A 21,687-nucleotide genomic window follows, 5' to 3' on the forward strand; every position below is an offset into this window, starting at 1 on the left:
TTTTCTTGTTAATATTAATTTTAAATGTAATTAATTCTAACAAAGTATTTAACACTTGACAAACATAGGATGACATTCGTATTCCTTTTATTACTTAATCACCTCAATCCAACGTCCTTTAGTTCTCACCATATAATCATGATCATACATGGCTTCTACTTGAACTCCTGGTAAATAATATTTTCCTAAATATGCTGCATTTAATAAAACAGTAAAGGTTTTTGTTGCTGATTTTTTAGATTGATGATTTAAATCGAAATAAAAATTAACACGATCGTCCCTAATATCTGTGTAACGAGCTTCGCTTTTTGTAGTAGTTCCAAAATCTGTAAAACGAGTGTTTACAATTTCCCATCCAGAAGGAAAAACTTGTGTTAATGCAATGTCTTTTACAGTTTCATTTTTAGGGTTGCTCACTATTATTTTTGCCACAAAATCTTGCCCTTGTTTTAAATTTCTAATATCAATTGATTTTCCTTGTAAATCTACATACTGAACAACAACACTTAAACCTCTACTTTCTGAAATTTCATCACCCAAAGGCAATTGCCCAGAATTGATAATTCTTGCAAAAACAACATTATTATCCTCATTTTTTATATTGATGGAATTCGTGCCTTTTTGTACCTTTAAAGTTCGTTGTACCATAGAACTTTCCGTTTTTATTGCAACTGTTTTCCCTTCATTCGTATACTTTAAATTGATGGATTTCCCTCCATTTTTAACCACCATTTTACCAATTGCCAATAAACTATATGCAGTAGATTGTGTACTCATCCATTTACTACTAGACAATTCTTTTGCAATAGATTTTGCCACATCTTTAATGTCTTTATGATTGGTAATTAACATGGTTTCTAAAGCCATTGCTCTGTTTCTATCTACAGAACCATAAGAATAATAATTGTATTTAGAAGTTGTAAAATTGATATTTGCAGTGCTCATAATTTCTAAACTCGCTTCTTTTTGTCCTGCCAATGCATAGGCTGCAACCAAACGCCATTTAGCATCATTAGAAATTTGTTTAAACTCGCGCATTCTATTCATCGCAGACAAATCTGGACTACCCGCCAAAGCCAAAGTATATAATCTGTAAGATTGTGCTAAATCTGTATAATTATTTCGATAATTTGGTCTCCAATTTCTTGCTGCATTTTTCTGATATTTGATAAAATTACTTTTAAAAGCCACAGGTAAAACAAAGCCTTTTTTAGCCGCTTCTAACATAAAATGACCTGCATAACTTGTTCCCCAATCATCAACATGGTTTTCACCAATCCAATAACTCAAACCTCCATTTGCTTGTTGAAAATTACCCAACCTTTTAATTCCGCTTTCTATATTTTCTTGAATCTGATGTTTTTTATCTGCCGTTAAGTCAAAAATATCATTTAAAAATAATTGTGGAAATACACTTGATGTTGTTTGCTCTACACAACCGTGCGGATAGCGGATTAAATATTCTAACCTACCAGAAAAAATAATTGATGGAATGGTAGATAATTCTAATATTGCTGTATTAGAACCTTCTATACCAAACGTATTAAAATTGATATTTTGAGTTTGTTTTCCTTCTATCGTTGCATCTATTACTTTGGAGGTTATTGGGTTTGGATTCACAACATCTAGTTCTACTTTATAAGTTGCTTTTTCTCCGTTTCCAGATGCAATAATTTCAACCGTATTGATGCCATTTGCCTTTAAAACATCCATTTTAAAATACACCATTTTTTCATCTGGCTTCTCAAAATTGAGTTTCTGAGTCTTGCTACCAATAACTGTAATTCCGTTAGATGTTTTTACCTGTACAGTTACATTTTTCACTTTTTTGTCCATTGCAAAAACAGTAATTGGTAAGGTAACTTTTTCTTTTGGCGATAATTTTCTTGGCAATGTAGCCAACACCATTAAAGGTTTCTTAACAGGCACTGCTTTTTCTACATTTCCAAAAGCTTCGTTATTTACATCACCCGCAACCACCATCGTTCTTACAGAACCAATATAATTTGGCAAGGTAATTTTATGTGATGCTGTTTTTCTTTTTTCAAGATAAAACGGGCCTAAAAATTTTACTACAGGTTTAAATCTGTTCGCTTTTCTATTTTTTGCCCCAGCAGCACTTCCATCTCCACCAATTGCAAAAATCTGATCTATACTACCCGAATACGCGCCAATTACATCGTCAAAAACATCCCACGTTTTTACACCCAAAGCTTCTCTTGCATAAAAAACATCAAAGGCATTTGGTGTTTTAAAACGTGTTAAATCTAACAAGCCTTCTTCTACAACCGCCAACGTATAGGTCATGGCTTTGTTGTTTTTTTCTGAAACTTTTACAACAAATTCCTTTTCTGGTTGCAACTCATCTGGCATTGAAATTTGAGGTTCTAATTTGGTGTTTTTATCTTCTACTAAAAGTGGAATTACACCAAACAATCTTAAAGGTAAATCGTTTTCAGATACTTGATGCGGTTGTAATAATGAAATGTTTACAAACACATTTGGTGCCATATTTTTGTTGATAGGGATTTCTACAGAGGTTGTTCCTTTTTTCGTTTTCACCCATTTGGTTTCTAAAACTTTGGTGCCATTTTCTACACTTATTAATGCATGCCCTTTGCTTCCTGAAGGAAATGTAATTTTAGCAGTTTCACCAACATTGTACTTTTCTTTATCCGCAGAAAAAACTAACATTTTTGCAGCTTCTTTATCGCTAGAACTAGAATTTTGCCACCAATTTTTATAAAAATAAGCAGTTCTACCTGTTGCATGACCACTTTTTTTATCAATCACTCTTATTAAAAAACGACCTCTATCTCTTTCTGGAATATTTAAATTAAAACTTCCTTTTCCTTTAGAATCTGTACTAATTCTTATGGTTTTATAAGGTTTTTTATAGGTGCTAGACGTATATCTAGATAAGTTATCATCAGAAGAGCTCCACCACCAACGCCATTCAATTTTATAAACTTCTACCTCTATTTCATCTCTTTTTACTGGACTTCCTTTTTCATCAACCGAAACCACAGAAAAAGACTGATTTTCATCGGTAAAAAAAGAACCATATCTATTTCCTTTTGGCGATTTTAATCCTACAAAAGAAGTAAATGGCGCATATTTTTTAGTAAAAGCATCAATAGAAAAATCGCCTCCATTTTCAAAAGCTCTTACTAAAAATTGAACGTTTAACATTCCAGGAGCATTTTTACCAATATTTAATTTATTATTGATTTTTGCCATTCCGTTCGCATCTAATTTTCCTTCGAAAATATTTATTTCTTCGGATGAAAACTCTCTTGATGGATCTGTAAAAACATAATTCTTGTAATCTTTAAAACCATCATTTGCCGTAGAAACTTTTGCTTTTATTTCTGTTTTTAGATTTTTGGCAGGTGTTCCGTGTAACCATTTTACATCTAAAGTTCCATTAATCGGTTTGTTGGTTGTTAAAACCTCATCATCAAAATTTACTTTAATTTTTAAACGATTTGGTTTTACCGTTTCAATTTTTAAATTCTGATAAAACTTTGCTCCTCCCACAGAAATTTTAGCATTGTAGTTTCCTGTTTTTGCTTTTTGAGCAGTTGCAAACGTAAACTTGTAGAAATTATTAATGCTTTCTGAGGTTACTTTTTTATATACCAGTTTTCCGCTTGGATCTGTAACTTCTAATTTTACAGGATGATTTTTTGGTAACTTATTATCTGCATCATTTAGTATAAAAGTTAAATGTACTTGGTCTCCAGGACGCCAAACTCCACGTTCTCCATAGATATATCCTTTTAAACCTTTTTCGGTTTTACTTCCTGCAACATCAAACTTACTTAATGACAAAGAATTTCCATCGAACAATCGAATATAACCTTTATTTTTCCCTTTAGAAACTACTGCAAAAGCTGCACTTTTAGAGGTTTCAATATTTGCAAATCCTTCTGCATCTGTTTGTGTAGAAAGAATTTCTTGTTGCTGGAAATTGAATAGTTTTATGATTGCGCCTGCTTCTGGTTTTGTATTTAAAATATTAGTAACAGCAAAGAAATAAGAGTTGTTTGTTCCTTTTTTGGCAATAATTCCCAAATTAGAAGCTAATAAATTTTGAGAAATTGTTCTGTTATTATAATAGGAGTCATGACATGGATTTTCTCTTTCTCTCCAGTTATAATTATAGCTCTTGTAGCGATATAATTTGTTATCCCAATATAGTTTTTCTTTTTCTTCTTGGTCTTCAATTTCACTTAAATGATCATACTCATCATCTACATCATTCTTCTTTATGTTTGAATCTTGACTTTCTGAGCAATTATAAATTATTTGACTTTTATTAAAACTCAATTCTATTCTATAGATAGCACCTGGTTCTGTTTTAATCATTTTAGAAATATATACACTGTAGGCTTTCCATTTTTGAGAATTATTTTCTTTACGATCTATTAATGTAATGTTTTTTTTTGCAACCCTTCTTCCTACTCTTTTAATATCATATTCGTTATTACTATTGATGTTGTTTTCTTGTAAAAACTGCAACACATTATCTTCATAAATTTTAATAATTCTAACTGTTACTTCTTTTACGTTTATCGCTTCAAAGTTAAATTTCAAGTCCTTAGAATTAGGCAAAATAGTTCCGCTACTAATTGCTCTAATCTGTGGTTTTTTTTGTTCGAAAACAATATTTTCTTTAAAAGAATTTTTGAGTTTATAATCCTCCGAATTTTTAATACCTTGGTAAACAGAAACCAAAATAACACCCTGAAATTTGCTATCAGAATACACTTGCAATTCATTTCCATTGACAATAAAACGCGGTTTTTTTACATTTTTAATAGTTACTAAACCATCAAAATTTTGTTGTTTTTTTAGTGGGTCAGAAAAATTGATAGAAATGTACTGATCAGTATCGTTATTTACTTTTAGACTAACTACTTTAAAATTATTTTTTCCTGGAATTACAATTTCATTTTCACCTTTCGAATCAGCATTTATTGTTTTTCCATTCCAAGAAATTGCTAATTTAGAATCCTCTATAAATCGTTGAATACTATCAATTTTAAACTCAAAAATTTTTCCGTGTTTATACGATTCGTTCCAAACTATCTTTTTTGAAACTCCTTTTTGTGTAGCTTTAATTAACTTCTTTGCATTTTCTAGAGAAATTACATCTGCAGACTTTACAACTCCTCCTAAATACTGAAATTCTTTAGAATAGGATTGTAAATTATTTGTTTGAATATTAAAATTAGGCGTTATCGTTTTAAACTGAAACGTATAATTTTTAAACTCTTTAGGAATACTTTTATAAATTTCATTTAGGTTAACAGAAACGGTATATTCCGTATCTGCCTCTAAGTTTTCATCCGGGATAAAAGCAAAAGCATGCTTATTTATTATTTTTATTTTTCCATTTACAAATGGTTTTATTGATACTAAACCTGTAGAAAGCTCTTTATTTATTTCCCAATTATCAACTTCTTTGGCCAGATTTACATCAATTTTGTCTGTCACAGAAACAATTCCTGATGTTGTATAGCTAATGTATTCTTTGAATTTATATATGTTATCGGTTTTAATTTCTTCTTTTTTACATGAAAAAAGAAATAAAAAAATACTGGAAACGATAAGTAAGTGTTTTGTTTTCATAGTCATAGAATTGTAAATACTACTCAAAAATAATAATTTAAGTATGAAAAAAATTGAAAAATGAGAATTCGTAAAAGTTTTTTTAGAATTCGTAGAATATAAAAAAAGCGTTTCAATTTCTTGAAACGCTTTTTTGAGGTGTCGAGCGGATTCGAACCGCTGTAGATGGTGTTGCAGACCACTGCCTAGCCACTCGGCCACGACACCTTTTTAAGGACGACAAATTTACGCAATTTATCGTTTTAAGCAAGTCTTTTTTGCTTTTTACGCTTTTTTGTTAAAATTATAACAACTTCTGCCACATTTCCTCCAATTGGTGGATTTATTTTTGCAACAGAAACGGTTGCTTTTTTTACCATCAAAATTTCATTTAAAATTCTATCTAATATCCTTTTTGTAACTTCTTCTAAAAGTTTAGAACGTATTGACATTTCTTCTTTTACAATATGATTTAAATTCACATAGTCTACAGTATCAGATAGTTGATCAGTTTTAGAAGATTTTTTTAAATCTGCTTTCACCTCTACGTCAACTCTATATTCAGATCCAATTTTTGCTTCTTCATCTAAGCATCCATGATATGCAAAAAGCTTAATATTGTTTACTTGTATAATTCCCATCTTGCAAAGATACCAACTGTTTCTTAATTTGTAAACAAATCAAAAATATTACTTAATGCACTTGTTTTTGCTTTGTAAAACTCTGTATAACTACAGCGTTCACAAGTAACACTTGTAAATTTAGCGCTTTGAACGTCAAAAATTTTTGACCATCTTCCACCGGTTGCACGCATTTCTCCAATTATATAATGTTTACTATTACATTTTGGACACATATAATTTAATGGTTTGTTGCTCATATTCTGTTGTTTTATTTATTAGTTGCATTAATTCTCTTTTTGTTACAGAAGGAAATATAAAGCTTCAACAATTTTCCGTAATTTTGCACTTCAATTTTAACAGAAGATGTCAGAAGATAAGAAATCATTAAATTTTTTAGAGCAAATTATTGAAGAAGATTTGGCAAACGGAATGCCAAAAGAGAATTTGCGTTTTCGCTTTCCACCAGAGCCAAATGGTTATTTACATATTGGACACACGAAAGCTATAGGAATTAGTTTTGGTTTGGGTGAAAAATATAATGCACCCGTAAATCTTCGTTTTGATGATACAAATCCTGCTAAAGAAGAACAAGAGTATGTAGAGGCTATTAAAAAAGATATTACTTGGTTAGGTTACAAATGGGATAAAGAATTGTATTCTTCAGATTACTTTCAACAATTATATGATTGGGCCGTTTTATTAATAAAAGATGGAAAAGCATATATTGATAGCCAATCTTCTGAAGAAATGCGTATTCAAAAAGGAACACCAACTGAAGCTGGTACAAATAGTCCATATAGAAATAGATCTATAGAAGAAAACCTAGATTTATTCAACAGAATGAAAGCTGGAGAATTTGATGAAGGAACACATGTATTAAGAGCTAAAATAGATATGACCTCACCAAACATGTTAATGAGAGATCCGTTAATGTATCGTATTTTAAAAAAAGCTCATCACAGAACGGGTAAAGATTGGTGTATCTACCCAATGTATGACTGGACACATGGAGAAAGTGATTATTTAGAGCAAATTTCGCATTCTTTATGTTCTTTAGAATTCAAACCTCATAGAGAATTATATAATTGGTTTCGAGATCATGTTTACGAATACGGTAAAACAGAATTTCCAAATCCACCAAAACAACGTGAATTTTCTCGTTTAAACTTAAGTTATACTGTAATGAGTAAACGAAAGTTAATGAAATTGGTAGAACAAGGTGTTGTTTCTGGTTGGGATGACCCAAGAATGCCAACCATTTCTGGCTTAAGAAGACGTGGTTATACACCTGCTGCTATTAGAAGTTTTGTAGAAACTGTTGGAGTTTCTAAACGAGAAAACATTATTGATGTAGCGCTTTTAGAGTTTAAAATTCGTGAAGATTTAAATAATACTGCTAAAAGAGTTATGGGAGTTTTAGATCCTGTAAAAGTAATTATTGATAATTATCCGGAAGGAAAAGAAGAAATGCTAGATGCTAACTATAACGATTATGAAGATGGTTTTGGTAGCAGAGAAGTTCCTTTTTCTAGAGAAATATACATAGAACGTGAAGATTTTAGAGAAGAAGCAAATAAAAAATTCTTCCGTTTAAAATTAGGAAAAGAGGTGCGTTTAAAAAACGCGTATTTTATTACAGCAACAAGTTGTGAAAAAGATGAAAATGGAAAAATTACAGTAATTCACTGTACCTATGATCCGTTAACTAAATCAGGAATGGATACAGAAGAAAGCAAACGTAAAGTTAAAGGTACTTTGCATTGGGTTTCTGTAAAACACGCTGTAAAAGCAGAAGTAAGAGCCTATGATAGATTGTTTTTAGACGAAGCACCAGACAGTCATAAAGACAAAGACTTTATGGAATTTATAAACCCAAATTCTTTAGAAATCATCAATGCCTTTGTAGAACCTAGTTTACAAACAGCTAAAATTGGAGAACGTTTTCAGTTTCAACGTTTGGGGTATTTTAATGTAGATGATGATGCTACTGCTGAAAATTTAGTTTTTAATAAAACCGTTGGATTACGTGATTCTTGGGCCAAAAAATAATAGCAAAAACTATTTAAAAAATAAAATTATGAAAAAATTAATCATTTTAACTTTGTTAATATTCGCTTCTTGCGGAAACAAAAAAGAAATTAAACAAGTAGCAGAAATTTCTTGTGGACAGTGTCAGTTTGAATTAGATTCTGAAAATGGCTGCAGTTTAGCTGTAAGATTTAATGATAAAGCTTATTTTGTGGATGGCTTTAGTATTGATGATTTTGGAGATGCGCATAACAAAGAAACTGGTTTTTGTGAAGTAATTAGAAAAGCCGAAATTGCTGGAGTTGTTGAAGATGGTAGATTTAAAGCAAGTGCTATTAAACTTATTGAATAATAGATTTCTGCTTTTTTTACAGAATAGTAAATAATAAAATCCGAAGTAAATTTATTACTTCGGATTTTTTTATACTGAAAACTAAATACTGAAAAACGGAATACTTTTTAAGGTGCAGGATTCGGAATTAATTTATGAACAACTTCAATTTCTTTTATAATTTCATCAGATAAATCAATATAGATAGAGTTAATATTTTCTTTTAACTGACTCATTTTAGTAGCTCCAATAATATTACTGGTTACAAATGGCAATTGATTTATAAATGCCAAAGACATTTCCGATAAAGACAACCCGTGTTTTTCTGCAATTTTTTGATACTCAACAACAGCTTTTAATGAACTTTCAGACATATAGCGTGCAATAAACCTTGGAAACAAAGTTCCTCTAGCTCCTTCTGGTAAATTTCCATTTAAATATTTCCCAGACAAAACTCCTTGTGCTAAAGGCGAATAGGCCAGTAAACCAATGTTTTCTCTCATAGACACTTCACTCATTCCATATTCATATCCTCTATGAATTAATGAATAAGAATTTTGAATGGTAGATGGTTTTACAAAATTATTAGCTTCTGCTTCTTGTAAATACTTCATGGTTCCCCAAGGAGTTTCATTTGAAAGCCCAATAGCCTTTATCGTCCCTGTTTTTACAAATTGATTTAAGGTTTCTAATATTTCTAAATGTTTTTCTGCTTCTTTAGTTGCTGTTTGGTAAGGATATTCTCTAACTCCAAAGCAGTTTACTCCACGATCTGGCCAATGTAATTGGTATAAATCTAAATAGTCTGTTTTTAAACGTTTTAAACTTCCTTCGACAGCTTCAATAATATTTTCTTTATTAAATCCACCCGTTCTTACATGTTTTGTATAATCTCCTCCTCCAGCAATTTTACTTGCCAAAACTATTTTGTCTCTGTTTCCTGTTTTTTGAAACCAGTTTCCAATAATTTTTTCTGTTTTTGCATAGGTTTCTGGAGTAGCAGGAACTGGATACAACTCTGCTGTATCAAAAAAATTTACACCTTGTTCTAAAGCATAATCCATTTGTTCAAAACCTTCTTCTTGAGTGTTTTGATTTCCCCAAGTCATGGTTCCTAAACAAATTTTAGAAACTTTTATATCTGTATTTGGTAATGTGGTATATTTCATAAATGATTTGTATGATTATAGTAAAAATAACAGCGTCTAATTTAAAATAAATTAGACGCTGTTATAATATATCGTGTTAACTATTTTAAAATAGCTTCAATTCCTGGTAAAGATTTTCCTTCTAACATTTCTAACATAGCTCCACCACCAGTTGAAACATAACTTACTTTATCTGCAAAACCAAATTGTTTTACTGCTGCAACAGAATCTCCACCTCCAACTAAAGAAAATGCTCCATTTTTTGTTGCTTTATCAATAGAATGACCTAATGCTATTGTTCCTCCTGCAAAATTTTCCATTTCAAAAACACCTAAAGGTCCATTCCATAAAATGGTTTTACATTTATTTACAACATCATCAAAAATTTCTCTAGATTTATGTCCCGCATCAAGTCCTTGCCAACCATCAGGAATTTTAGTAATATCTATTGTTTGAGTATTTGCGTCATTACTAAAGTCATCTGCAGCAATAACATCAACAGGAATATGAACTTGAACACCTTTCGCTTTAGCTTGCTTTAAAATCTCTAAAGCCAACTCCATTTTATCATCTTCACAAATAGAATCGCCTATTTTTCCTCCTTTCGCTTTTACAAACGTAAAACTCATTCCACCACCAATAATTAGGTGATCTATTTTATCTAAAATATTTTCAATAACCGTAATTTTTGAAGATACTTTTGCCCCCCCTAATATTGCTAATACGGGCTTTTCTGAATTATTTAAAACCTTATCTATACTTTCTATTTCTCTTGCCAATAAATTTCCGAAACATTTCTTCTCTTTAAAAAATTGTGCAATAATCGTTGTAGATGCATGTGCTCTATGTGCAGTTCCAAAAGCATCATTTACATAAATGTCTCCAAATTTCGATAATTTTTCTGCAAAAGCAACATCCCCTTTTTTCTCTTCATCATAAAAACGAAGGTTTTCTAACAATAAAATTTCTCCAGGTTCTAAGTTTGCAACAGCTGTGGCAACTTTCTCTCCTATACAATCTGAAACAAAATTTACTTTAACCCCTAAAATATCTGTTGCTGTTTCTACAATATGGCGTAAAGAAAACTCTTCTTGAACTCCTTTTGGCCTTCCTAAATGCGACATTAAGACACAACTTCCGCCTTGTTCTAATATCTCTATAATTGTAGATTTTGCCGCTTGTATTCTTGTAGCATCCGTTACTTCAAACTTATCATTTAAAGGCACATTAAAATCTACACGAATAATTGCTTTTTTATTTTTGAAATTAAAATCTTTTAAAGTTTTCATTTTATGAATTTTGATTTTTAACAAAAATACCGATTTATTTAGGTATAAAGAAATTGAAAACTGAAAAGTTAAAATATCGATTTCGTAATATTATCTCTTATATTTGCGTATGCTTTTCAACCAAATCATAGGTCAAGAACATATTAAAAACCACCTGCAAGTTTCTGCTGAAAATGGTAGAATTCCACACGCACAATTATTTGTAGGAAAAGAAGGCTGCGGTACTTTACCAATGGCAATTGCATATGCACAATTTTTACTGTGTAATTTCTCTAATGACCAAGATGCATGCAACATTAAATGCGATAAATTACAGCATCCTGATTTGCATTTTACCTTTCCAGTGACCTCTAATGAAAAGGTAAAAAAACACCCGGTTAGCAGCTTGTTTTTAGAAGATTGGAGGAATTTTATAGCCACACAACCTTATGGAAGTTTATTTAATTGGTTGCAACATATTGGCGTAGAAAACAAGCAAGGAATTATTGGGGTTGATGAAGCCGAAGAAGTTGTAAAAAAACTAAAACTCAAAAGTTACGAAGGTGGTTTTAAAGTGATGATTGTTTGGATGGCAGAAAAAATGAACATTGCTGCTGCCAATAAATTACTAAAACTCATTGAAGAGCCCCCAGAAAAAACCGTTTTTTTATTGATTACAGAAAACGAAGAACAGATTATAAATACTATAAAATCTCGTTGTCAGGCATTATATTTTCCTGCTTTGAGCGAACAAGATATTGCAAATACTTTAATTGTAAATCATCAAGTTTCTGATAATGAAGCTGCAAAAATTGCACATCAAGCAGAAGGAAATTACAACAAAGCAATACATTTATTAGAAAACGATGGGAATGATTTGGTTTTTGAAGAGTGGTTTGTTGCTTGGATTAGAACAGCTTTTAGAGCCAAAGGAAATGCATCTGTTGTGCAACAACTTATTTCTTGGTCTGATACAATTGCAAAAACAGGACGTGAAACTCAAAAACGTTTTTTAGATTATTGTTTGCAGTTTTTTAGACAAGCTCTATTATTAAACTACAAATCTGATCAGTTAGTTTTTATGGAAACAAAAACAGGTTTTGATCTTTCTAAGTTTGCTCCTTTTGTGCACGCGGGAAATATTTTAGAAATAGAAAAAGAATTAAATGAAGCCATTTATCATATAGAAAGAAATGGAAACGCAAAAATTATTCTGTTAGATCTTTCCATGAAATTAACTAGGTTTCTACATAAGAAAGAAGAAATTCTTTAATCCTTATTCAAAAGTTGCAGTTCTTTTAGCAACAACATATAAGTTTGCAATGGTAGGGTTTTGGGGGCAAGATTTAATTTGCTCAAAAATGTCTCCATCTTTTACAAAACCTATTTGTATTACTTTAAAGTAAACGCCACAAAAAGTAGTATTCCAGAATTGTTTTACAATTTTCATGTTGTTAAAACGTATTCCTAATTTATAACACGGATCTCTCTGAACGGTTGCTTCTAAAATAGTTTCACCAACTTTAAAAGTATCCCCTTGATGAATTTTAGTTTCGTCCAAATCATCAATAGTTAAGTTTTCTCCAAAGATTCCCATTTCGAAATTTAAATCTGGATATAACTTTTTAAAATAATCGTAATGTTTTAATGAATATCCATAAACTGCTTGCAAAATTCCTCCATGATTTTCTCGGTTACAAATAGTATCTCCTTTTACTTCTTCTTTGTCTAAAAAAATAGGTTTACCAACTTTATATTTAAAAATTCCTGTAAAAACTTCTTTTCCTTTCCAGTTTATTTTTTTTTGTTCTCCAATATTTGTTGAAACAATTTTCATTTTTATGAATTAAAAGACCTAGTAGACTTACTTTTTAAATTTTTCTAATGCTTTTTTTGTAAAATCAGATAAGACTAATTCGCCAGAAATAGCAGCTCTTTCTGCAAGTAAATCATTCCAGTTGCCTGTTCCTTTCCACAAAACTTTTTTCATTTCTGCTATTGCTTGGGGGTTATAAGAAGCTAATTTTTCAGATAAAATTTCAACTTCTGTATCTAGTGTTTTGATATCTTCAAAAACTCTAGCAAACAAACCTTTTTCTTTAGCCCAATAAGCACTTTTCCAATTGGTAGCGTCTAAAGTTAATTCTGATAAAGCCGCAACACCAATTTTTCTTTCAACTGCTGGAGCAATCACAAACGGACCAATACCAATCGTAAACTCAGATAATTTTATGGCCGCACTTTCTGTTGCTAAAACATAATCGCAAGCCGCTGCTAAACCAACTCCACCACCAACTGCTTTTCCTTGAACACGACCAACAATTAACTTTCCACAAGTTCTCATGGCATTTATAACATTTGCAAAACCAGCAAAAAATTGTTTTCCTTCTTCTAAGTTTGAGATGGCTATTAATTCATCAAAAGAAGCACCTGCACAAAAAGCTTTTTCTCCTTCTGATTTTAAAACAACAACAGAAATTGCATCATTTTTAGAAATAGAATTCAATTCATTTGTTAATCTTTCTAATAATTCACTTGGAAAAGAATTGCTTGCAGGATGACCAAATTCTATAATAGCAATATTATTCTTTAGGTTGGTATATAAACTTCCGTTTTGTCTTGTTGTGTTCATTTAAATGAATTTTTTAGTAAAGTTAACTTTTTTGAGCAAGCGGTAAAAACTTGTTTCTAAATTTAAAAATCAAAGGTAAACCTCGTGCAATAATCCAAAATGTAAAAGCAGTCCAAATTGCAATTAATTTAAAGTCAAAATAATCGAAAAACACTAAAGTAGGTATAAAAACAAAAGCAGTAGAAAGTAAAAGAAGATTTCTTAAATATTTCATTTCTCCCATTCCTTTAAACATTCCATCAAAAATAAATGTTATGGCACACAAAGGTTGCATTGCTAAAACAATCCAAAAAACATTGTAAAATTGCTCTAAAACGAGTTGATCTTTTGTAAAAAAGGTTCCAATAGAATGGTAAAAAAGAAAACCTAAAACAGCTATTAAAACTCCAGTTGTAAGCCCATATTTAAACAACTTTTTACTTAATAATATTAAAGTTTTATACTCTTTTGCTCCCAATAATTTTCCTGACAATATGTTCCCTGCGCTCGAATATCCGTCAATCATAAAAGCACCTAACAACCAAATATTTAAACCAATTGTATAAGCAGCTATATATTCTTTTCCGTAACCTGTTGCAAAAGCTGTTGCAAAATACAATGCTGTATTTAAAGCAATTGTTCGCATAAAAAGGTTTCCAATCATTCCTAATAATCGTGGAATTTCTGGATGGATTTTAGATGCTATTTTTAATGAGAGAGGAGTCTTTTTCAACAACAGAATCATGGCAATTATTGCCATAGCAATCTGAGCCAATACACTTGCATACGCAGCACCTTTAATATGCATTGCTGGAATAAAACCATCTACACCATATACCAAAATTAGATCTAAAACAATATTTAGCAATGCACCAATTATAGCAATTATCATAGGATAAAAAGTATTTTGTAAGCCTCTAAAAGTTCCAAAGACAGCAAAAACAAAAAGAGAAAACGGAAATCCAAAAATTCTAATTTCAAAATAAGAAATACAATATTCTAGAATTGCTCCTGATGCGTTATAAAACTGAAAAATTTGTTTAGAAAACGGATATGAAATCATTAAAACAAATAAACTTCCCATAACCACAATTGCAATTGCTTGAGCAGGTAAGGCTTTCACTTCATCTAATTTATTGGCTCCAACATATTGAGAAATGATAGAAGAAATTGCACTTCTAATTTGTCCAAATACCCAAACCAACATAGAAATAAAAGCCCCAACAATGCCCACTGCAGCTAAACTTTCTGTTGCGTTTTCATTTATATTTCCAATTATCGCAGTATCTGTAATAGATAAAACGGGTTCTGCAATACCAGCTATTAAAGCAGGAATTGCTAATTTATTAATGGTTTTAAAATTGATCGTGCTTTTCAAATAAAAAGTTTATAGTACAAATGTACATATCTAAAAAATGTAAAAAGAGTTTCATAACTGAAAAATAAGTAACTTTGCATTGTTAAAATTTTTGATATGAAACACATATTAGTACCTATAGGATCTACAGAAAGTGCAAAAGCAACATTACAATATGCTATTGATTTTGCAGATAAAATCAACGCTAAAGTTTTTGTTTTTAGAGCATACAGTGCTCAATCTAAAGCTGGAACAATGATAAATATAGATACAATCATTGAACGTGAAACCAATTTGTATTTACGAACAATGGTAGAGAGTGTTGATAGAAAAAACGTAGAAGTTAAACTCATTTCTGCAAAAGGTAATACTGCTGTTAGTATTGAGACTATTGACAATGAATTAGGAGTCGATTTAATAATCGTTGGTACTAAAAGTAATTCTATAAAAGAGGAACTTTTTTTAGGAAAAACCGCAGGTAGTATTGTTAAACAAACAGAAATTGCTGTATTAGCAATACCAGAAAATTATGTTTTTAAGCCAATCAATTCTGTATTAATGGCATTTAAATCAGGAGTTGTAAAAAGCAAAACTGCTTTAAAGCCTATGCAGTATCTTATGAAAGAATTTAATGCAAAGGTTCATTTATTGTTGGTAAAAACGCCTAATTATAAAGAAACAGATTTAGTTATTAATAAAGATTTAGCAAAATTACAATCTACATTAACAAAAACTGAAAACGCGACAACTTTTCAAGGAGTTTTAGAACACTTACAAACGATTAACCCAGACATGTTATGTGTTTTTAGACGTAAAAGAGGTTTCTTTAAAAAATTATGGGAAAAGAATACCATTCTAAAAGAAGAGTTTACCACAAATGTTCCGTTATTGATTTTAAAAGGGAAAATGTAATTTAATACTTTAAATCTGCAGGTTCTATAAAGTCGTTTTCTAAATTGTAAATTTCTTTAATGTAAATTTTAATTTCATCTAAAAATTCTTCTAGCTTTTCTTTAGTGATATTTGTATCTGCTGTTTTTCTTGGTTGTGCAAAATCAATGGATAAAAACCCACTATTTAAATTTTTAAAAGAATAAATACCTGCTTCTAAAGGTTGATTATAGTCGTAATTTTTACTTTTTGTAAACAAATACGCATACATTAAAACCTGAATTGCTTTTAAGTGTTTTTCTTCTCTTAAGTTCTCAAACTCTGGAACTCTTAAATTACCACTTGTCACCATTCCTGTTTTATAATCTATAATTCTAACAACTCCATTTAATTCATCTACTCTATCTACTTGACCTCTTAATATTATTGGAAAATCAATTCCATCAACCTGAATTTCTGTAAATAGATCTTCTTCTGTTGCTATTATTTTTAATTGATTATTTTCATCTGAAATCAATTCTTTTTCTTTGGATAAAAAATTAGATACAAACCTATTAGCTACTTCAAAAATTAAACGATTTCTACCTGTAGAAATATCTCCATTTTTAAAGTGGTTTTTAAAATGTTTTACCACCAATTCTTTCGCTATTTTCATCATAGAATCAACACTTTCGCTCAGTAGGTACTTACCAACATAAGGAGTATATAATTCATCTAAAGTTTCATGAACAACAGTTCCTAATGTATTAAAAGCAATGGTTTCTTCTACATCATCAAACTCTTTTAATTGTAAAATTTTTTGTTTGTAAAATGATATTGGATTGTATAAATAATTAGTTAAAGAAGAAGGAGAAATTCCTTTTTTTGCAATTTCTTTTAACCTTTCAAAAACAACTTCATTTTTAGAAACCACTTTCAAATCGATGTTTTTAGTAACTACTTTTGGTGAAATAATTTTTTGAACAATATCCCTTTTTAGCATTTCTAATTGCGCAACAAATCTACTTTTCTCTCCACTTCCAAAAACATCATGTTCTGTATTGTACAAGATAAAAACATTTTTAGCTCTTTGTATCAATCTAAAAAAATGATACGAAAAAATAGCATCCTTCTCTCTATAAGTAGGTAATCCAAAAGCTGTTTTTACATCAAAAGGGATGAATGAGTTTTGCTGACTACTAGCAGGTAAAACACCTTCATTGGTGGAAGTTAAAATAATATTCTCAAAATCTAAAATACGTGTTTCTAACATTCCCATTAATTGCAATCCTTTTAAGGGTTCTCCTTGAAAAGATAAACTTTCTGATGAAATTAATTGTCTAAAGAAAAGCGATAATGTTTTTAAATCAGAAAAATATTTATACTCATTTTGTAAGGTTATTAACTGCGTAAAAACGGTATAAAAACGAAATAAATATTCTTTCTCTAAATCATTTACGTTTTCTTTTAAAAGATCTATAATGTTTAAAATTCGCCCCATAAATTCATCAATAGAAGTGTACGAATTAAATACAGATGTAATAATTTCTTGAAGTATTTTACTCGAATTTTCTAATAATTGATTGATGTGTTTCTGATTGATAAACGTTTGATTTTGTTTCGCAATTTCTTCAGAAAAATCATCAATGGCGTGTATCAGTTTATAAATAGATTGATGTTTTAAAAATCGAATTACATCTTTATAGTAAAATTCGTTTACAATTGTTTTTTGTAGTTTTTCTTGAGAAATAAACAATTGAAAAATAGAAAAAATTAAACTAGTTGTAGGTATATCTTTTAAAGGATACCCCATGGTAATATTTATTGCACTGATATTTTGAGGCAATGAATTTAACGTAATTGGCAATAAAGTTTCGTCTGCTAAAACCAACGCTGTATTACTAAGGTCTGAAATATTTTCTAGAATTTCTCCAGCATATTTTATTTGTGTAATATTTTTAGACGCCCCAATAACTTGAATGTTTTTTGGAGTAGAAAATGAATTCCCTAAAGTCTTTATTTCCTTTTTTTCATAATATTTCCATTCCTTTTTATATTTCCTAATAAAAGTACCTGCTTGGTGGTTTGAATTGAAAAAAGCAGTATCTATATCCCAATAAATCTCAGAGTTCCCTCTTTCTAATATTTTTTGAAATAAAAATTCTTCAGCTTTATTTAAAGCATTAAAACCGATAATAAAGAATTTTGTTTGTTCATTTTTTTCTAAAAAATCATCAATTTTATTACAGCTTTCTCTATAAATTAAACCTTGATATCCAATGTTGTTTTTTAATAAGAACTGATAAAATGCAGGATAATAGTTGTTTAATTTTTCTAAAAAAGAATAATGATCTTTAATCAAAACTGTTTCTTTAAACTCTCCTTTTACAGACCATTTTTTTAACCGCTGAATATCTCTTAAATAAATAAAAATATCATTGGTGTTTACCAAATGCTGATCTATTTCATTAAAATCTTGAATAACCGTAAATGCCCATGAAGAAAATACATCAAATGAATCTGGATTTTTTTCTATGCTTTTATAAATGGTGTAGAAGTGAAATAATAACTGAATACTGTCTGCTCTTTCTATACCAGAAATTTGATTTATAAATTGTTCTACATTTAAAATTTTGGGTAAAAACCCTACAGATAGCTTCTCTTTAAACGTTTGTTTAACAAATACTTTTGCTCTTTGAGATGGTAATATAAAAACTACGTTTTCAAATGATTTTGTAGTTGTTAAAATATCCTCTAAAGTTTCAGAAATAAAAGATTGCATAGAATTTTTGTTCAATTTTGAATTTCTAAATTACAAAAACTTACTTTTATACTTGGTTAATCTTTAAAATAAATTTTGATGCATAATGAATTAAAAATTGTTGGGATTCAAGCTGATTTAATTTGGGAAAACACAACTCAAAATATTGCTTTTTTTGAAAAAAAAATTAACAATCTAGAGAATAAGGTAGACTTAATTGTTTTACCAGAGATGTTTACTTCAGGGTTTACAATGAACCCTAAAAATGTAGCAGAAAACATGGATGGGTTTTCTGTTTCATGGATGTTAAGAATTGCAATAGAAAAGCAAATCGCCATTTGTGGAAGTTTAGTCATTTCTGAAAACAAAAATTTTTATAATCGTCTTGTTTTTGTGCACCCATCAGGTAAGATAGAAACTTATGATAAAAGACATTCTTTTACCTTAGCTGGTGAAAATAAAATTTATACTTCTGGAACCGAAAAACGAATTGTAAATTATAAAGGATGGAAAATTTGTCCGTTAATCTGTTATGATTTGCGTTTTCCTGTTTGGGGTAGAAACACAGAAAATTACGACTTATTAATATATATGGCAAATTGGCCTGTAACAAGAATAAAAGCCTGGGACACCCTATTAAAGGCGCGTTCTATAGAAAACATGTGTTATACTGTTGGCGTAAATAGAACCGGAAAAGATGCTAATGATTTTGATTATTCTGGAAATTCTTTAATTGTAAATTATTTAGGTGAGCAACTTTCTAGTTTAAATAAAAACGAAGTTGGAATTATAACGGCTACTCTTTATAAACCTGCTCAAGAAAAGATTCGAAAAAAACTAGGATTCTTAAATGATAAAGACTCTTTTAAAATAGAACTTTAAAAGAGTCTTTAATCAATATTATTTGCTTAAATCTAACTTGGGTTTAACATCCATTTAAACTTAAACTCTGTATTTGGAACCACAATTCTTTCTGTAATTCTATACATTCTATCTGGTAATTTCATTAAATAGTCTCTTGCTTTTTCGGCTTCTGGAGTAAGATTTGTAATCTTATCTATTTCCCACATTGTATTTAATTTCTTTAAAATGTCTACATAATCAAAACCTGTATACACACCTACTCTTTGAGCAACAATAGAAAAGTCATCAAACAAACTTCCTTTAGCCCCAAAAGATTCTCTTAAATGCATTGCAGGCATTACTATTTTATGTTTCATCATATGTTGAAAAGCCAACATCATTTCACTTGGATCTATTTTAAAAATTTCTTTGACAAAATGAGCATATGCTTGGTGGTGACGCATTTCATCACCAGCAATAATTTTAGACATTTTTGCTAATGCTTTATGCCCTTTTTTACGTGCAATTTTAGCTACATTATTGTGAGATACATACGTTGCTAATTCTTGAAAAGTAGTATAAACAAAATTCTTGTAAGGATCTGTTGAAGTACCAATATCAAACCCATCAGCAATTAAGTGTTGGGTAGAAATTTCTACCTCTCTCATGTTAACACGCCCTGATAAATACAAATATTTATTTAAAACGTCTCCGTGTCTATTTTCTTCTGCAGTCCAAGTTCTTACCCATTTTGCCCAACTATTATCTGGGTCTTGGGTCACTCCATCTAAGTCTAACAACCAAGATTCATAAGTTGGTAATGCTTCTTCCGTAATGGTATCTCCAACTAAGACCACCCAAAAATCATCATGTAATTCTTTAGAGAGTTCTCTTATTTCTTCTACCTCAGTGATAAAAGAATCTTTTTGTGAGTTTGGAAGAAAGTCTGTAGGTTGCCAAATTTTTTCTGCAGGAATTAAGTATTTTTCCATAAAATGGTTCATACTTTTTTCTAGCGTTAGCATAACCTCTTTTCTAATGTTTTGTATTGACATTATTTTATATTTTGTTTTATAATTGTTTCTGTTTCTTTTAATAATTCATCAAAAGGTAAAGAACTTATTTTTATTGGTTTATGTGCTGTTATTGTAATTGGACTTCCAATTCCTAAAGGGTATTTTCCGTACTTAAAAACTTTCCAAGAATTATTAATTGTTAAAGGTACAATATATCCGTCTTTATTATACTTGGTAATAATTTTTAATCCATTTGTAGCAAATTTTTTAGGAGCACCATTTCTACTTCTTGTCCCTTCTGGAAAAATAATTGCTCCCCATTTTTTTTCTTTAATTCTCTTAGAAAAATTGACCAATTCACTAATTGCTTGTTTTGGATCTTTTCTATTAATAAGTGCAGCTCCACCATGTCTTAAATTATATGAAACACTTGGTATACCTTTCCCTAGTTCAATTTTAGAAACAAATTTTGGATGGTGCTTTCTAAAATACCAGCCAATTGGTGGGATATCGAACGTAGATTGATGGTTAGAAACAAAAATGATAGAAGTATCTTCTGGTATTTTATGCTTATTTTTCACTCTAATGGTTACCCCTAAAATCAATAACGATTTAACCAAGGTAAAGTTAAGTAATGCTACAACTTTTTCATGTGCTTTGTGGCCAAATAGATTTAAACTCAACCATTGTAATGGGTGAAAAATCACCAATAAAGTGAGAAATACCAATGCAAATATTGGTGATAAAATATGACTTATAATTTTCATATACTATAACCAATTATTCCACGGAATTCTAGCTAAAATTAGCACTAAAGCCAAACCATAAAAAATTGCAAAAGTTTTAAATTTGGCTGTTCCATCTTTTTTCTTTTTATGCATAGACCAACCTATTGTTATAAATATAATAGCTAAAATCATCATTATTGGATGCTCTATAGCTAATAATCGAGTGGCTTTATCACCCATAACTTCATTTCCATTAGTTTTTAAGGCTTTGTACCATGGAGACATGAAATACCAACCTAGACCAATTAATAATTGAATATGAGAAACGATAAGGGTAAATAACCCTATACGTAAATCTTTGTCTGTAAATTGTTTCTTTTGTGTAAAACCAATTATTGCGTTAACAACTGCAAAAATTAATATAGCTAATACTAAATATGCCCAATAAGAGTGAAGTTCTTTCATAATTAATTGTTTATTTTAATAG

The 21,687-nt window shown here is 30.0% G+C and carries 17 protein-coding genes and 1 tRNA gene; 5 read left to right on the forward strand and 13 right to left on the reverse strand.

The genetic code is table 11. The features are described 5' to 3' along the window. Positions 1 to 90: 90 nt before the first annotated feature. From MC378_RS11870 to MC378_RS11885, 4 genes are all read right to left on the reverse strand, one after another. Positions 91 to 5,637: an alpha-2-macroglobulin family protein gene (locus MC378_RS11870; protein ID WP_242178978.1), complete on the reverse strand. Its 5,547-nt coding sequence runs from the start codon at positions 5,635 to 5,637 to the stop codon at positions 91 to 93. Positions 5,638 to 5,773: 136 nt separating this feature from the next. Beyond that, a tRNA-Cys gene (locus MC378_RS11875) sits at positions 5,774 to 5,844 on the reverse strand. A 35-nt stretch (positions 5,845 to 5,879) separates the two neighbouring features. Continuing rightward, the gene (gene folB / locus MC378_RS11880) at positions 5,880 to 6,257 is read right to left on the reverse strand and encodes a dihydroneopterin aldolase (protein WP_242178979.1); all 378 of its coding nucleotides are present in this window, start codon (positions 6,255 to 6,257) and stop codon (positions 5,880 to 5,882) included. Between the two features lie 23 nt (positions 6,258 to 6,280). Further along, positions 6,281 to 6,496 carry a zinc ribbon domain-containing protein gene (locus MC378_RS11885; RefSeq protein WP_242178980.1) on the reverse strand — a complete coding sequence of 72 codons (216 nt, stop codon included), beginning with the start codon at positions 6,494 to 6,496 and terminating at the stop codon, positions 6,281 to 6,283. A 106-nt stretch (positions 6,497 to 6,602) separates the two neighbouring features. Here MC378_RS11885 and MC378_RS11890 point away from each other — a divergent pair, with 106 nt between their 5' ends. Then, the gene (locus MC378_RS11890; RefSeq protein WP_242178981.1) at positions 6,603 to 8,288 is read left to right on the forward strand and encodes a glutamine--tRNA ligase/YqeY domain fusion protein; all 1,686 of its coding nucleotides are present in this window, start codon (positions 6,603 to 6,605) and stop codon (positions 8,286 to 8,288) included. 28 nt (positions 8,289 to 8,316) lie between these two features. Beyond that, positions 8,317 to 8,619: a DUF6370 family protein gene (locus MC378_RS11895; RefSeq protein WP_242178982.1), complete on the forward strand. Its 303-nt coding sequence runs from the start codon at positions 8,317 to 8,319 to the stop codon at positions 8,617 to 8,619. A 107-nt stretch (positions 8,620 to 8,726) separates the two neighbouring features. Here the strand turns inward: MC378_RS11895 and MC378_RS11900 are convergent, their stop codons facing one another. Together MC378_RS11900 and MC378_RS11905 are read right to left on the reverse strand one after the other, a co-directional pair. Next, complete coding sequence (locus tag MC378_RS11900) at positions 8,727 to 9,767, reverse strand: aldo/keto reductase (RefSeq protein WP_242178983.1); 1,041 nt, start codon at positions 9,765 to 9,767, stop codon at positions 8,727 to 8,729. 80 nt (positions 9,768 to 9,847) lie between these two features. Further along, positions 9,848 to 11,035: a phosphoglycerate kinase gene (locus MC378_RS11905; protein ID WP_242178984.1), complete on the reverse strand. Its 1,188-nt coding sequence runs from the start codon at positions 11,033 to 11,035 to the stop codon at positions 9,848 to 9,850. Positions 11,036 to 11,144: 109 nt separating this feature from the next. Between MC378_RS11905 and MC378_RS11910 the strand changes: the two genes are divergently transcribed. Further along, positions 11,145 to 12,287, forward strand: a complete 1,143-nt coding sequence (locus tag MC378_RS11910; RefSeq protein ID WP_242178985.1) for a DNA polymerase III subunit — start codon at positions 11,145 to 11,147, stop codon at positions 12,285 to 12,287. A 3-nt stretch (positions 12,288 to 12,290) separates the two neighbouring features. On the opposite strand, the gene MC378_RS11915 is transcribed toward MC378_RS11910, so the two are convergent. From MC378_RS11915 to MC378_RS11925, 3 genes are read right to left on the reverse strand one after another with little or no spacing between them, the layout of a single operon-like run. Next, entirely contained in the window at positions 12,291 to 12,851 is a 561-nt protein-coding gene (locus tag MC378_RS11915) for an MOSC domain-containing protein (protein ID WP_242178986.1), read from the reverse strand. Between the two features lie 27 nt (positions 12,852 to 12,878). Further along, the gene (locus MC378_RS11920; RefSeq protein WP_242178987.1) at positions 12,879 to 13,646 is read right to left on the reverse strand and encodes an enoyl-CoA hydratase/isomerase family protein; all 768 of its coding nucleotides are present in this window, start codon (positions 13,644 to 13,646) and stop codon (positions 12,879 to 12,881) included. Between the two features lie 22 nt (positions 13,647 to 13,668). Further along, complete coding sequence (locus MC378_RS11925) at positions 13,669 to 15,003, reverse strand: MATE family efflux transporter (protein ID WP_242178988.1); 1,335 nt, start codon at positions 15,001 to 15,003, stop codon at positions 13,669 to 13,671. Between the two features lie 96 nt (positions 15,004 to 15,099). Here MC378_RS11925 and MC378_RS11930 point away from each other — a divergent pair, with 96 nt between their 5' ends. Continuing rightward, positions 15,100 to 15,894 (forward strand): universal stress protein, encoded by a 795-nt coding sequence (locus MC378_RS11930; RefSeq protein WP_242178989.1) that lies wholly within the window; start codon positions 15,100 to 15,102, stop codon positions 15,892 to 15,894. A 1-nt stretch (position 15,895) separates the two neighbouring features. Here the strand turns inward: MC378_RS11930 and MC378_RS11935 are convergent, their stop codons facing one another. After that, positions 15,896 to 18,634: a PD-(D/E)XK nuclease family protein gene (locus MC378_RS11935; protein WP_242178990.1), complete on the reverse strand. Its 2,739-nt coding sequence runs from the start codon at positions 18,632 to 18,634 to the stop codon at positions 15,896 to 15,898. 78 nt (positions 18,635 to 18,712) lie between these two features. Between MC378_RS11935 and MC378_RS11940 the strand changes: the two genes are divergently transcribed. Continuing rightward, positions 18,713 to 19,495 (forward strand): amidohydrolase, encoded by a 783-nt coding sequence (locus tag MC378_RS11940; protein WP_242178991.1) that lies wholly within the window; start codon positions 18,713 to 18,715, stop codon positions 19,493 to 19,495. A gap of 32 nt (positions 19,496 to 19,527) precedes the next feature. Here MC378_RS11940 and MC378_RS11945 read toward each other — a convergent pair whose 3' ends face one another. From MC378_RS11945 to MC378_RS11955, 3 genes are read right to left on the reverse strand one after another with little or no spacing between them, the layout of a single operon-like run. Next, on the reverse strand, positions 19,528 to 20,511 hold the full coding sequence (locus tag MC378_RS11945) for an acyl-ACP desaturase (protein WP_242178992.1): 984 nt from the start codon (positions 20,509 to 20,511) through the stop codon (positions 19,528 to 19,530). Beyond that, the gene (locus tag MC378_RS11950) at positions 20,511 to 21,239 is read right to left on the reverse strand and encodes a lysophospholipid acyltransferase family protein (RefSeq protein WP_242178993.1); all 729 of its coding nucleotides are present in this window, start codon (positions 21,237 to 21,239) and stop codon (positions 20,511 to 20,513) included. Before MC378_RS11950 ends, MC378_RS11945 begins: the two co-directional genes overlap by 1 nt. Positions 21,240 to 21,242: 3 nt before the next feature. Next, positions 21,243 to 21,665: a hypothetical protein gene (locus MC378_RS11955; protein ID WP_242178994.1), complete on the reverse strand. Its 423-nt coding sequence runs from the start codon at positions 21,663 to 21,665 to the stop codon at positions 21,243 to 21,245. Between the last annotated feature and the right edge of the window lie 22 nt (positions 21,666 to 21,687).

The sequence above is a fragment of the Polaribacter marinus genome, from assembly GCF_022662535.1.
In the GTDB taxonomy this organism is placed as follows: Bacteria; Bacteroidota; Bacteroidia; order Flavobacteriales; family Flavobacteriaceae; genus Polaribacter; species Polaribacter marinus.

What these genes read in the sequence shown, in the direction of transcription:
- MC378_RS11870 (WP_242178978.1), bottom strand. Translation starts at nt 5,637, where the DNA reads ATGAAAACAAAACACTTACTTATCGTTTCCAGTATTTTTTTATTTCTT.
- folB (WP_242178979.1), bottom strand. Translation starts at nt 6,257, where the DNA reads ATGGGAATTATACAAGTAAACAATATTAAGCTTTTTGCATATCATGGA.
- MC378_RS11885 (WP_242178980.1), bottom strand. Translation starts at nt 6,496, where the DNA reads ATGAGCAACAAACCATTAAATTATATGTGTCCAAAATGTAATAGTAAA.
- MC378_RS11890 (WP_242178981.1), top strand. Translation starts at nt 6,603, where the DNA reads ATGTCAGAAGATAAGAAATCATTAAATTTTTTAGAGCAAATTATTGAA.
- MC378_RS11895 (WP_242178982.1), top strand. Translation starts at nt 8,317, where the DNA reads ATGAAAAAATTAATCATTTTAACTTTGTTAATATTCGCTTCTTGCGGA.
- MC378_RS11900 (WP_242178983.1), bottom strand. Translation starts at nt 9,767, where the DNA reads ATGAAATATACCACATTACCAAATACAGATATAAAAGTTTCTAAAATT.
- MC378_RS11905 (WP_242178984.1), bottom strand. Translation starts at nt 11,035, where the DNA reads ATGAAAACTTTAAAAGATTTTAATTTCAAAAATAAAAAAGCAATTATT.
- MC378_RS11910 (WP_242178985.1), top strand. Translation starts at nt 11,145, where the DNA reads ATGCTTTTCAACCAAATCATAGGTCAAGAACATATTAAAAACCACCTG.
- MC378_RS11915 (WP_242178986.1), bottom strand. Translation starts at nt 12,851, where the DNA reads ATGAAAATTGTTTCAACAAATATTGGAGAACAAAAAAAAATAAACTGG.
- MC378_RS11920 (WP_242178987.1), bottom strand. Translation starts at nt 13,646, where the DNA reads ATGAACACAACAAGACAAAACGGAAGTTTATATACCAACCTAAAGAAT.
- MC378_RS11930 (WP_242178989.1), top strand. Translation starts at nt 15,100, where the DNA reads ATGAAACACATATTAGTACCTATAGGATCTACAGAAAGTGCAAAAGCA.
- MC378_RS11935 (WP_242178990.1), bottom strand. Translation starts at nt 18,634, where the DNA reads ATGCAATCTTTTATTTCTGAAACTTTAGAGGATATTTTAACAACTACA.
- MC378_RS11940 (WP_242178991.1), top strand. Translation starts at nt 18,713, where the DNA reads ATGCATAATGAATTAAAAATTGTTGGGATTCAAGCTGATTTAATTTGG.
- MC378_RS11945 (WP_242178992.1), bottom strand. Translation starts at nt 20,511, where the DNA reads ATGTCAATACAAAACATTAGAAAAGAGGTTATGCTAACGCTAGAAAAA.
- MC378_RS11950 (WP_242178993.1), bottom strand. Translation starts at nt 21,239, where the DNA reads ATGAAAATTATAAGTCATATTTTATCACCAATATTTGCATTGGTATTT.
- MC378_RS11955 (WP_242178994.1), bottom strand. Translation starts at nt 21,665, where the DNA reads ATGAAAGAACTTCACTCTTATTGGGCATATTTAGTATTAGCTATATTA.